Origin of the sequence: Pelistega suis, from assembly GCF_013133795.1 — a bacterium.
GTDB lineage: Bacteria > Pseudomonadota > Gammaproteobacteria > Burkholderiales > Burkholderiaceae_B > Taylorella > Taylorella suis.
In genome coordinates, this window is the sequence record NZ_JABGBN010000002.1 from 92,987 (window position 1) to 105,716 (window position 12,730).

A 12,730-nucleotide genomic window follows, 5' to 3' on the forward strand; every position below is an offset into this window, starting at 1 on the left:
AAAGAAAATTGTTAGAAATTCACAACAAGAATTGATGGAATATGAAAGTTTTAGGAATTGAAAGCTCGTGTGATGAAACCGGTGTCGCTGTGGTGGATACTGAGCAAGGCTTGTTGGCGCATGCATTACATAGTCAGATTGCTATGCATCAGGCTTATGGTGGTGTCGTCCCAGAATTAGCTTCTCGTGATCATATTCGTCGCGTTATTCCATTAATCCATACGGTATTGAGTCAATCAAAACTGACACTAGAGGATATTGATGCTGTCGCTTATACGGCAGGTCCCGGTCTGGCAGGGGCTTTATTGGTTGGCGCTTCCGTCGCGCAAGCTTTTGCGTGGAGTCATGATTTACCGACGATTCCTATCCATCATTTAGAAGGACATTTATTATCACCGATGCTGGCAGATCCTGTGCCTGAGTTTCCTTTTGTGGCTTTATTGGTGTCGGGTGGACACACTCAGATTATGCAAGTGGACGGTGTGGGACAGTATAAATTGCTAGGAGAGACATTGGATGACGCAGCAGGTGAGGCTTTTGATAAGTCAGCCAAACTTTTAGGGCTTCCCTATCCAGGAGGTCCTCACTTAGCCAAACTTGCAGAAAAAGGGGATGCATCGGTTTATGATTTGCCTCGTCCGATGAAACACAGTCAAGATTTGGACTTTAGTTTTAGTGGTTTAAAAACAGCTGTTTTAACTAGTTTGCGTAAACTTGAAGCAGAGGGAGCTGAATTAAGCGAGGAACAAAGAGCTAATCTCGCTGCCAGTGTACAAGCTGCTATTGTTGATGTATTAGGATATAAAGCGATAAAAGCGGTGAAGCAGAGTGGTTTAAAGCGCTTAGTGGTTGCAGGAGGCGTAGGGGCGAATTTGCAATTGCGTGAATTTTTAAGTAAGGAGATGGCAAAACTAAAAGGAACGGTTTATTTTCCTCCGCTTAATCTTTGTACAGATAATGGGGCGATGATTGCACATGCTGCGAGTGAGAGAATTAAGGCGGGTTTGACTGACTTAACGAACAAACACTACGATGGTAGCGTTCGTCCGCGTTGGCCATTAGATGAGATTTGAGGGTAGTGACTATTTTTTCTTAGCGCCAATTTTTGATTCTTGACCGGTAAGTAGTTTTTGAATATTGGTTTTGTGTTTATAAATAAGCACAATACTAATAAAGGCAATGGTGGCTAAATAAGCATTATTGAGGTGATAGCTATAAAGCTGTAGATAGAGCAAAGGTGCTGCCGCTGCAGCAACAATCGCCGCCAATGATGAGTAGCGAAATAGTACCGCCATTAATACCCAAATAATAATCAGCGATAAAGCAAGTAATGGCGATAAGGCGAGTAATACGCCGATTGCAGTGGCAACACCTTTACCGCCTTTAAAGTGTAAGAATAATGAGTAAATATGCCCAAGAAAGACAGCGATAGCAACAATAGCAATGGTAGTGCTATAGTGCGTAAATAGTTGTTGGGCAATAAAAACAGCTAACCATCCCTTAAAGGCATCGCCGATAAGTGTGAGGGCGGCGGCTTTTTTATTACCACTACGAAGTACATTGGTAGCGCCGGGATTGCCTGAGCCAAATTGACGAGGGTCTTGTAGACCGAATAATTTACTCACAATGATCGCAAAAGGAATCGACCCCATAAGATAAGCAAGTACTGTAGCAAAAGCAGAGTAGAGGATAAGGGTAATCGTAGAGAGATTAATAAAAGCGTTCATCATGTCATTATGCTGAAAGAAAGATAGCTTATTGTAATCCTTCTTTGGAGTGCTTTGCATTTCTTCACACTTTCTTCTGAGAATTCTAGCCTTTTCCTTGTTTTAGCAAAATAAAAAACGGTAAAATAATTCGATATTTTTTCCAGCGAAGATTAATGAAAAAGCGTATTCTACTTGCGAATGATGACGGCTATAACGCTAAGGGTATAGAACAGCTCTACGAGGCGCTGTCGAGTTGGGCTGATGTGACGGTTTTTGCGCCGGAAACTAACCATAGTGGTGCATCTAACTCATTGAGTGTCAATCGTCCTTTAAGCGTTAAACAAGCCGCTAATGGCTTTTATTATGTCAATGGTACGCCGAGTGATTGTGTGCATATCGCTATGACAGGGGTGCTGGATTTTAAACCTGATTTAGTGGTTGCGGGTATCAATAATGGTGCCAATTTAGCCGAGGATACCTTGTATTCAGGCACAGTAGCCGCAGCGACAGAGGGTTTTTTATTTGGTTGCCCAGCCATTGCTTTTTCTCTCGTTGAGCGCAATTGGCTGCACTTGGACGCTGCTGTAGATATTGCGAATCAAATTATACAACACCAGATTAATTATCCTCAGCCAGTGCGGACATTGCTGAACGTTAATATCCCTTCCAAACCACAACATAAGTTTGATGATATTAGGGCAACGCGTCTAGGTAAGCGCCATCCTAGTCAATCGGTGATTAAGATGGATAGTCCATATGGCGAACCCTTATATTGGATTGGTCCTGTAGGTGAGGTACTAGATTTAGGTGAAGATACTGACTTTATCGCCGTGCGTAATGGACATGTTTCTATCACGCCTTTACGTTTAGATTTGACCCATTTTGATCAAATTGCTCAAACAAAACAGTGGATTGAGCATGCATAAAAAAAGCAAAATTACGCTAAATAATAGTAATGCACGTTTACTGGCAGGCAGTACATCGGCGCTAAAACGTCATGAAACGCCAGCAGTAAATAAGGTGGTGCTATCTCAAAATAGTAATACTCGCTTAATGCGTGGTAATAAACAACTTGGTGTGATGCCGTCAGAAGTGCTACGCACACAGGTACAAAGTGTTCTTTCACGTAATGAAGGCTTAAACTCAAATCAGTTACGTATCAATATGGTGGCGAGGTTGCGAGACCAAAAAGGTATTGATGATGAGCGAGTATTGAGAGCATTAGTACAAGTGCAGCGACATTTATTTATGGATCCAGGGACAGCTATTCGTGCTTATGAGGACGAGGCATTACCGATTGGATTTGGTCAAACCATCTCAATGCCGTCGGTGGTAGCACGTATGATTTCTGTGGCTATTCACCAGCGTGTAGCAGGGAAGGTTTTAGAAATTGGCTCAGGTTGTGGTTATCAAGCAGCGGTATTGGCGTGTATTTTTAATGAAGTTCACTCTATTGAGCGCATTAGTGGCTTACATGAATTGGCAAAAAGAAATATGGCAAAAATCTCTGATTTGCCTAAAGTGAATTTGATTTTGGGTGATGGGATGTTGGGACTGCCAGAGCATGCACCGTTTGATACAATTGTAGTTGCCGCTGCTGGTTTAGAAATTCCTAAGACATTATTGGCACAATTAAATATCGGTGGACGATTAATCGCTCCAGAAGGAGCTCAGCAACAGCGTCTAGTCTTGATTGAGCGAGTAGGTTCTCAAGAGTGGACCCGAACAGAATTAGAAGAGACGCGTTTTGTGCCTCTTCGAGCAGGTATTCAACAATAACCTGTAAAGAATACAAATTTTATAACGTTATAGTTTAATAGGTTTAAATTTAAAATGAGTTTTACTAAGAAGTCTTTTGCTTATGGTCTTGTCTTATCAGTAGCAGTATTAGCTGGTTGTGCAGGTTCTAATAAAGCACCTATCAGTTCAGTGGGGTCTGGCGCTGGGTCAGCTACAGGTCGTGCAACATCAGCAGTACCTACGAGTGGCGTACACGTTGTTCAGCGTGGCGATACCTTATATAGTATTTCTCGTCGTTATGGTGTACCAGTTAATAATCTGCTGAGTATGAATAATATTTCTAATCCTTCTCAAATTGAAGTGGGACAGCGTATTCGCGTTGCTAGCGGTGCAGTAAGTAGTGGTTCTCGCACGACAGCAACAGCAGCGACAAGCGCCTCAAGCTCTCCTGCTCGTGCAGCTGATGCCGGTGCTATCTCTTGGGAATGGCCTCATCGTGGTAATGTGATTACCTCATACTCTGAAAGTACGCGTGGTATTGATATTGCAGGTAAGATTGGCGATCCAGTTAAAGCTGCCGCCGCAGGTAATGTTTCCTATGTAGGAAATGGTCTACGTGGCTTAGGTAATCTTGTCTTAATTACGCATAGCAATGGTTTTATTTCTGCTTATGCGCATAATCACCGTATTCTTGTTAAACAAGGTCAGCGTGTAACTAAAGGACAGCAGATTGCTGAGTTAGGTCAATCAGATGCAACTTCACCACGTTTACACTTTGAGATTCGTCGTAACGGTAATCCAGTCAATCCACAATCTTACCTACCACGATAATTGATATGAGGTAAACGATGATTCCGTATTTGGTTTTTGACTTAGAAACAATTCCAGATGTAGAGGGCTTGCGAGCGCTTTATGAGCCTGCTGAGAGCTTATCAGATGCTGAGTTTATGGAGCAGGTATTTGCTGATCGTAAGGAAAAAACAGGGTCGGAATTTTTACCTCATCATTTACAAAAAGTAGCGGTTGTTGGCTGCGTATTTCGTGACGATAATGGTTTTCGAGTAAAGACACTCGGCGATGAAAGTGCAGATGAAGCCGCAATGATTCGTCAGTTTTTTAAAATCATTGATTTTTATACGCCTCAAATTATTAGTTGGAATGGCTCTGGTTTTGATTGGCCAGTCTTACATTATCGCAGCTTAATTCATGGCGTTAGCTCACCGCGTTATTGGGATATGGGCGAAGATAATCGTGATTTTAAATTTAATAATTACTTAAGCCGTTATCATACGCGTCATACCGATTTAATGGATGTGTTGGCAGCTTATTCAGGACGTGCCAATGCCCCTTTGGATCAGTTAGCTAAGTTATGTGGATTTCCTGGTAAACTGGGTATGGATGGTTCGCAAGTGTGGCCGGCATGGCAGGAAGGGCGAGCAGATGAAGTACGAGCTTATTGCGAAACAGATGTGGTTAATACGTGGTTGATGTTTTGTCGCTTTCGTTTGATTAAAGGCGAACTAGACGAGGTGGGTTATCAACAAGAAATTGAACTGGTTAAGAATTCATTAGCGGCTATTGATAAACCACACTGGAAAGAGTATTTAGAGAGTTGGAAATAAGTTATTCAGAATGGTTTATTTTTAGCTTTGTATCAAGAAAAAGTGATTTAAAAGGCGGGTATTCAATCCCCGCTTTTTTTACGCATTATTTAAAGAAGGCTTGACCTCATTGCAATACTACTGCAAAAGATAATAACAAAGGATTAATTGTAATACTCTTGTAACAAAGGAAAGTCTGCGTAATAATTTACTTTAAAAGTGAAATATATTTGAAATTGCTTGACTAGCATAATGCACTTACTGATTCATTCTATATAAGGAAATCGACATGAAAGCATTAAAAAAATTATTAGTTACTTCAGCAGTTGCATTCGGTATTGTGGGATTTGCGCAAGCTCAAACAGTTGAAAATACAGCAAAGCCTAGTACTGAACAAAAAGCAGAATTTGGTCATAAGTTCAAACGTGACGGTGAACATCGTGGTAAATTTGGTGTATTTCATCCGAAACTAATTGAAGATTTAAAACTGACTGCAGATCAAAAAGCGAAATACGACGAGATCGAAAAAACACAAAAATCGCTATTTGACACGAATAAAGAAACAGGTCAAAAATTAGCCGAAGAGCGTAAAACGTTATTATCAGCAGATGTTGTGGATTTAAAAGCCTTATTAGAAAATGGCGATAAATTTCACGATGAAATGATGAAAGGAAAAAATGAAGTGCGTGCTAAGACACTAGCCTTTTGGGATAGTCTAGATACAGCACAAAAAACGAAAGCGACACAGTTTTTGAAAGAGCGCCAAGATCGTATGGAGCATTTTAAAGATAAACGTGACGGTAAAGAACGTCGCGGCAATTAAAACCAATCAGTCGCTATCTGTTTAAATTAAACATATCAGTAAAGCCAGCATTTTTTGCTGGCTTTATTTAAAGCATCCGTGGGATTATCCCATTATTATCCTCTCTAAGGAAAAACGATGAAAGTTACTAAAATGGCCAATATGGTTTTAAGTTCAGTTATGGCACTGGGTTTAGCTGGTTTGGCGCAAGCTCAAAGTGTGCAACAGTTGCCTGCACAGCAAATGTCAGCTCCTAAAATGGAACAAATACCACAGTCGGCAGATATAGCTAAAAATGCTCCAATGACACAGTCGCATCAGTCAATGGGCGAAAGTAAGTCAAAGGCTCAAGAGAAAACGGCTAAACAGATGAAAAAATCAGAAGTGAAAAAAGCTGAAAAGAAATCAAAAGCTAAAAAAGCTAATAAAAGTGCTGAAAAACGCATGAAGAAAAATCATCGTGCTAATTAATTGAGTTGAAAAAGGTTGAAATATTTAGCGTAAAAAGCGTAATACTTTTGAAATTACCCCTAGCGCATAATACACACATAGTTTGATGAGTTGACAACTTGTTAAATTATATCCCTTATTGAAACTTTCCTCTCCCTGTTTGGCCTCGGTTTTTCCGAGGCCTCTTTTTTTGCATGCTTAAACCCACGAGACAATAACTTTGTTTTAAAATAAGCACTTCTCAAAAAATTACTATCAGGAAAGGTTTATGTCTGAGATTTTGTCGATTGAATCACTAGATAACGAAGCACGTGGTATTGCTCGCCGTGATGGCAAAGCTATCTTTGTTGAGGGTGCTTTACCCGGTGAAGTAGTAGAAGCCAATATCTATCGTAAAAAACCTTCCTATGAAAATGCACATACAGTACGGGTAATTAAACCTTCCTTTATGCGAGTAGAGCCTAAATGCCCTAATTATGGTGTTTGTGGTGGCTGTGCGATGCAACATCTTGAACCCTCAGCCCAAGTAGCGGTCAAACAAAGAACACTAGAAGATAACTTTAAGCACATTGCTGGGCTTAAAATTCCGCACGTATTACCGCCGATTTATGGCCCTACATGGGGATATCGCTTTCGTGCTCGTTTGTCTGTGCGTTATGTACGAAAGAAAGATAGCGTATTGATTGGTTTTCGTGAGAAAAAAGGACATTTTGTTGTAGATATGACCGAGTGCTTGGTTTTGCCTCAAAATGTATCGAACTTATTGGTGCCGATGCGAGAGCTGATTGCTAGCCTAACGATTAAAGAGGCTGTACCTCAGATTGAAGTGGCCGTAGGCGATGAGTGTATTGTTTTGGCATTACGTCATATGGAGCCACTGATAGCAGAGGATGTTCAAAAGCTAGAACAATTTGCGGCTCAACATAATGTTGTCTGGTGGACACAAGCCAAAGGTCCAGAAACCTTAAAACCACTCAATCCCGCTGATGAAAATCGACTTGCTTATGCTTTGCCTCAGTTTGGTTTACGTATGCACTATAAGCCGAGTGATTTTACTCAGGTAAATTATTTTATTAACCGTAGCTTAATTGCAAAAGCGTTGGGTTTATTAGATGTACAGCCAGAAGACCGTGTGGCGGATTTATTTTGTGGATTAGGGAATTTCACTTTGCCTTTGGCGACACAGGCAAAAGAGGTAGTGGGTATTGAAGGAAGTTCAGCTTTAACAGATAGAGCCTTGGCTGCCGCAGCCGAACATCAATTAGAGAGTAAAACGAGCTTTTCTACATTGAATTTATTCGAAGTTGATGTACAGTGGTTGCGTGATTTAGGTTATTTTAATCGTATGCTGATTGACCCTCCACGAGAAGGTGCGTTTGCGGTGGCAAAAGCCTTGGCACAATTAACCGCAGCAGAACGTCCTAAGCGTATTGTGTATGTGTCCTGTAATCCGGCGACCTTAGCTCGTGATGCTGGTGTCTTGGTGACAAAAGGGGGGTATCGTCTGATCAGCGCAGGGGTGGTGAATATGTTCCCGCATACGGCGCATGTGGAGTCTATTGCTGTGTTTGAGTGGCACGACGGTGATACTATCCCAGTATGGGAGGAAGAGGGCGATAGCGTTAGCTAGCACGGCATGTTTATTTGAGCAATAAGGGGTTTGCGGAGACGTTTCGATGCACAAAGCGAGTTAGGCGAGCGATAGCGAGGCTCTGTTCGAGCGACTGCGCGGAACGTGCAGCGAACCTTTTGTTGCAATAGGTACTGCCTGATATAAACAGTTCGCTCTATATCGTCCTCACTACAGAACATTGTGTATTCGCTCGGACAGCAAAGTGCGTCGCTATCGCTCGCCGTTTGCAAACTTGCTCGGTACATCAAGTTCTCTTCGTGAGGACTGCCGCACGTAAGCACGGCAATGTCTACTCAAGCACTTAAAGGTTGGCGGAGACGTTTCGATGCACAAAGCGAGTTAGGCGAGCGATAGCGAGGCTCTGTTCGAGCGACTGCGCGAAAACGTGCAGCGAACCTTTTGTTGCAATAGGTACTGCCTGATATAAACAGTTCGCTCTATATCGTCCTCACTACAGAACTTGTGTATTGATTAGACCACACTACAGACAGTTCACTCTTGCTCCGGAAAGTGCTTCGCCGTTTCCAATGTCGCTACGAGTGAATGTCTCTCCGTGTGGTCTTCCCATACGAGCACTACCATCCAAGCCAGTCTGCCGGAGAGCATAGCTACTTATTAGCACTAAGATGTTAATTCAAGCACTTAAAGGTTTGCGGAGACGTTTCGATGCACAAAGCGAGTTAGGCGAACGAAGTGAGGCTCTGTTCGAGCGACTGCGCGAAAACGTGTAGCGAACCTTTTGTTGCAATAGGTACGGTATGATATGTCCACATTGCAATTGCCAATGAGCATTTAATGACGAACGACTGACAAAAAACTGCAGACAGATTGGCGTATGCATAGTAAGTACTTATGTTAGCATTACAATAAGCTTATCAATAGAGAACAGGAGTCATAGAACAATGAGTAGTATACCTGCGAGAACCCCTATTCATACCCGCCGCATTGAGATGCAAACCTTTTTGCGTGAGGACGATAAATGGGATCTTGAAGCGACTTTATTGGATGTAAAAGCCTACGCCTTTACCAAGAAAAACGGTACCGTAGTGAATCCCGGTGATGCTATTCATGACATGAAAATCTGTCTGACGGTGACAGAAGACGGATTAATTGAAGATGCTAAGGCTTCTTATATTGCTGCACCTTATAATGAAGTCTGCTTTAGCATTCAAGAGGCTTATCGACAACTGATTGGACTACATTTATTAAGAGGCTTTCGTCAAAAAGTAAAAGAAAAATTTGCCAAAACAGAGGGCTGTACCCATATGTCAGAGTTGGTAGCTTTATTACCGACGGTTTTTGTTCAAAGCCTTGCTAAGCGTCGAAATAAACGAAATGCTGATTTAGGTAGGCGACCTTTTCAGTTAGAGGGTTGCCACGCCTTGAGATTAGATTCTCCTGCCGTTCAAGAGTTTTATCCAGAATGGTATAAAGCCGATTAAAAATTTATGCTACAATAGCTGACTGTTGATTAAGGTAATTTAATCGCAGCAACGATTTTTTAGAGATTGTCCTACGTTATAGGATTTTTATTCACTTCTTATAGGTTATCTATGAAGATTCATGAGTATCAAGGCAAAGAGCTTCTGAAAGGATTTGGCGTGAATGTACCTCGTGGCATTCCAGCTTTTTCAGTAGAAGAGGCAGTTAAAGCAGCCGAGCAATTAGGCGGCCCAGTATGGGTAGTTAAAGCTCAAATTCATGCTGGTGGTCGCGGTAAAGGCGGCGGTGTTAAACTAGCACGTTCTATCGAAGAAGTTCGTGAACTATCTTCACAAATCTTGGGTATGCAATTAGTGACCCATCAGACAGGTCCAGAGGGTCAAAAAGTTAATCGCTTGTTGATCGAAGAGGGCGCTGATATTAAGAAAGAATACTACGTAGGTATCGTAACAGACCGTGGTACACAACGTGTTTGCGTTATGGCATCTAGCGAAGGTGGTATGGATATTGAGGAAGTGGCAGAGCACACCCCAGAAAAAATCCTAAAAGTCTTTGTAGATCCTGCAACAGGTTTAACAGCGGCAGAAGCAGAGCAATTAGCTCGTGGTATTGGCGTACCAGAGGGTTCTGTTGCAAAAGCAGCGGGTGAGTTCCAAAAACTATATAAAGCTTACTGGGATACAGATGCTTCTTTAGCAGAAATTAACCCATTGATTTTAACTGGCGATGGCGATATCCGTGCATTAGACGCGAAGTTCAACTTTGACTCTAACGCATTATTCCGTCACCCAGAAATTGTGGCTTACCGTGACTTAGACGAAGAAGACCCAGCTGAGGTAGAAGCAAGTAAATTTGACTTAGCATACATTCAGTTAGACGGTAATATCGGTTGCTTAGTAAACGGTGCTGGTTTAGCAATGGCAACGATGGACACGATTAAGTTGTTCGGCGGTGAGCCAGCTAACTTCCTTGACGTTGGTGGTGGTGCGACAGCAGAAAAAGTGACTGAAGCATTTAAAATCATGTTAAAGAACGATGATGTTAAAGCTATTTTAGTGAATATCTTCGGTGGTATTATGCGTTGTGACGTAATTGCAGAAGGTGTAATTACAGCGTGCCGTGCAGTTAACTTAAACGTACCATTAGTTGTTCGTATGAAAGGTACTAACGAAGAACTCGGTAAGAAAATGTTGGCTGAATCTGGTCTACCTATCATCAGTGCAGATACGATGGCTGAAGCAGCAACTAAAGTTGTTGAAGCTGCAAAGAAATAAGGAATTAAGCAATGTCTATTCTTATTAACAAAGACACTAAAGTGATTACTCAAGGTATCACTGGTAAAACAGGTCAATTCCACACTCGTATGTGCCGTGAATACGCTAACGGCAAAGAATGTTTCGTTGCTGGTGTTAACCCGAAACGTGCTGGTGAGGATTTTGAGGGTGTACCTATTTACGGTACAGTTAAAGAAGCTAAAGAGCAGACTGGTGCAACAGTTTCTGTTATCTATGTTCCACCAGCAGGTGCAGCAGCAGCGATTTTAGAGGCTGTTGAAGCTGAATTAGATTTAGCGATTTGTATTACAGAAGGTATCCCTGTCCGTGATATGTTAGAAGTGCGTAACCGTATGCGCGAACTTAACAGCAAAACATTGCTATTAGGTCCAAACTGCCCGGGTTTAATTACGCCTGACGAAATCAAAATTGGTATTATGCCTGGTCATATTCACCGTAAAGGTCGTATCGGCGTGGTATCTCGTTCTGGTACATTGACATACGAAGCTGTAGCTCAATTAACAGAGTTAGGTTTAGGTCAATCATCAGCCGTTGGTATCGGTGGTGACCCAATCAACGGTCTAAAACACATTGACGTATTAAAAATGTTCAATGATGACCCAGATACAGATGCTGTTATCATGATTGGTGAGATTGGTGGTCCAGACGAGGTTAATGCAGCGTTATGGGCAAAAGATAATATGAAAAAACCAATCGTTGGTTTCATCGCTGGTGTAACAGCTCCTCCAGGAAAACGTATGGGTCACGCAGGTGCCTTGATTTCTGGTGGTGCAGATACAGCAGATGCTAAACTAGAAGTAATGGAAGCGTGCGGCATTAAGACAACACGCAATCCATCAGAAATGGGTAAATTATTGAAGTCAATTCTATAATTTAGAATATTTCAATGAAAAGACCGCCATTACTTTATTGTTGATGTAGTGGCGGTTTTTCTGTCTTAATAGTTTAGAAAAATTTAGTAACATAAATCACTCATTATGGTGATGAGTGGCTCAAACAAAGGATTCAAATGTTAGAGTGGTTTGATACGATTAACTGGGGTGTGGTAGCAAGTATTGTTATCATTGACATCCTACTAGGTGGTGATAATGCGGTGATTATTGCATTGGCATCACGTAATCTAGAGAAATCTAAACGTATGCAAGGTATCTTATGGGGTACATTTGGTGCGATTGCAATGCGTGTTGTGCTCATTTTCTTTGCGATGGAATTGTTAAATATTCCTTTCGTTAAGATTGTGGGTGCGGTATTGTTATTGTGGATTGGTATTAAATTATTACTTCCACAACATGACGAGCATGGCAATATTGAGGGTGGTACGACGGTATGGTCTGCCGTAAAAACAATTCTAATTGCTGACTTTGTGATGAGCTTGGATAATGTGATTGCGATTGCAGGTGCTGCTCAACAAACAGATCACGCACATCAAATGGGTTATGTGATTTTTGGTCTATTGGTCTCTGTGCCTATCATTATTTGGGGTAGTACCTTAGTGCTTAAATTAATTGACCGTTTCCCGCTTGTTATCGTTGCTGGTGCCGCTTTGCTGGGTTGGATTGCTGGTCATATGTTAGTCACAGACATTATTGTTCTTAAACAATTATATGTAGGTGCTGATATGCCTATCCTTGATGCTGAAGGTGTTCAACAAGGTACGCAATGGGTAGCCTCAGGTCTGTCAGATTTAGGTAAGAGCATTTTAGGTGATATTCCTGTTGAAACAGCACAATGGCGTGTTGATAAAGCGGCTAGTGCAATTGGCGCAATCTTTGTTGTAGGTGTTGGTTTACTACTAGCTAAACGCATGAAAGCGAAAGCGGCGGCTGAATAATGAGTAAGAAATCTAATCTTTCATTATTACAATGGTTAAGTATCGTATTTATACTTGGCGTTGTGATTACCATTGCAGCGAATTATCTACGCTAATGGCGTTTGATTATACCTAATTCAAAAAGGATGGCTTTTTAAATAAGGCCATCTTTTTAAGAAGGGATATCAATGCTGTTATAAAGATGTTGTCGGGTGTATAATCTCCATGCTTAAGAGTGTTGGGGCTT

Annotated in this window: 13 protein-coding genes; 12 read left to right on the forward strand and 1 reads right to left on the reverse strand. The window is 41.6% G+C overall.

The window, feature by feature from the left end; translation table 11 throughout:
* Positions 1 to 41 precede the first annotated feature (41 nt).
* The gene (gene tsaD, locus HKX39_RS03735; protein WP_171679979.1) at positions 42 to 1,073 is read left to right on the forward strand and encodes a tRNA (adenosine(37)-N6)-threonylcarbamoyltransferase complex transferase subunit TsaD; all 1,032 of its coding nucleotides are present in this window, start codon (positions 42 to 44) and stop codon (positions 1,071 to 1,073) included.
* 9 nt (positions 1,074 to 1,082) lie between these two features.
* Here tsaD and plsY read toward each other — a convergent pair whose 3' ends face one another.
* On the reverse strand, positions 1,083 to 1,727 hold the full coding sequence (plsY, locus tag HKX39_RS03740; protein ID WP_171680270.1) for a glycerol-3-phosphate 1-O-acyltransferase PlsY: 645 nt from the start codon (positions 1,725 to 1,727) through the stop codon (positions 1,083 to 1,085).
* A gap of 155 nt (positions 1,728 to 1,882) precedes the next feature.
* On the opposite strand from plsY, the gene surE reads away from it, so the two are divergent.
* The 11 genes from surE (at position 1,883) to HKX39_RS03795 (ending at position 12,504) form a co-directional block, all read left to right on the forward strand.
* On the forward strand, positions 1,883 to 2,635 hold the full coding sequence (gene surE / locus HKX39_RS03745) for a 5'/3'-nucleotidase SurE (RefSeq protein WP_171679980.1): 753 nt from the start codon (positions 1,883 to 1,885) through the stop codon (positions 2,633 to 2,635).
* Entirely contained in the window at positions 2,628 to 3,488 is an 861-nt protein-coding gene (locus HKX39_RS03750; protein WP_246226019.1) for a protein-L-isoaspartate(D-aspartate) O-methyltransferase, read from the forward strand. The genes surE and HKX39_RS03750 overlap by 8 nt, the downstream gene beginning before the upstream one ends.
* Before the next feature lie 54 nt (positions 3,489 to 3,542).
* A complete protein-coding gene (locus HKX39_RS03755; protein WP_171679981.1) occupies positions 3,543 to 4,280 on the forward strand; it encodes a peptidoglycan DD-metalloendopeptidase family protein in 738 nt (245 codons plus the stop codon).
* Between the two features lie 17 nt (positions 4,281 to 4,297).
* Positions 4,298 to 5,071 (forward strand): 3'-5' exonuclease, encoded by a 774-nt coding sequence (locus tag HKX39_RS03760; protein WP_171679982.1) that lies wholly within the window; start codon positions 4,298 to 4,300, stop codon positions 5,069 to 5,071.
* Between the two features lie 268 nt (positions 5,072 to 5,339).
* Complete coding sequence (locus HKX39_RS03765; RefSeq protein ID WP_171679983.1) at positions 5,340 to 5,873, forward strand: Spy/CpxP family protein refolding chaperone; 534 nt, start codon at positions 5,340 to 5,342, stop codon at positions 5,871 to 5,873.
* Positions 5,874 to 5,990: 117 nt separating this feature from the next.
* The gene (locus HKX39_RS03770) at positions 5,991 to 6,323 is read left to right on the forward strand and encodes a hypothetical protein (RefSeq protein WP_171679984.1); all 333 of its coding nucleotides are present in this window, start codon (positions 5,991 to 5,993) and stop codon (positions 6,321 to 6,323) included.
* A 247-nt stretch (positions 6,324 to 6,570) separates the two neighbouring features.
* Positions 6,571 to 7,932, forward strand: coding sequence for a 23S rRNA (uracil(1939)-C(5))-methyltransferase RlmD (gene rlmD, locus HKX39_RS03775; protein WP_171679985.1), 1,362 nt, complete (start codon positions 6,571 to 6,573; stop codon positions 7,930 to 7,932).
* Between the two features lie 905 nt (positions 7,933 to 8,837).
* Complete coding sequence (locus tag HKX39_RS03780; RefSeq protein WP_171679986.1) at positions 8,838 to 9,377, forward strand: DUF2889 domain-containing protein; 540 nt, start codon at positions 8,838 to 8,840, stop codon at positions 9,375 to 9,377.
* Between the two features lie 111 nt (positions 9,378 to 9,488).
* On the forward strand, positions 9,489 to 10,652 hold the full coding sequence (gene sucC / locus HKX39_RS03785; RefSeq protein WP_171679987.1) for an ADP-forming succinate--CoA ligase subunit beta: 1,164 nt from the start codon (positions 9,489 to 9,491) through the stop codon (positions 10,650 to 10,652).
* Between the two features lie 11 nt (positions 10,653 to 10,663).
* Complete coding sequence (gene sucD, locus HKX39_RS03790; RefSeq protein ID WP_171679988.1) at positions 10,664 to 11,545, forward strand: succinate--CoA ligase subunit alpha; 882 nt, start codon at positions 10,664 to 10,666, stop codon at positions 11,543 to 11,545.
* 137 nt (positions 11,546 to 11,682) lie between these two features.
* Positions 11,683 to 12,504, forward strand: a complete 822-nt coding sequence (locus HKX39_RS03795; protein ID WP_171679989.1) for a TerC family protein — start codon at positions 11,683 to 11,685, stop codon at positions 12,502 to 12,504.
* Positions 12,505 to 12,730 lie beyond the last annotated feature (226 nt).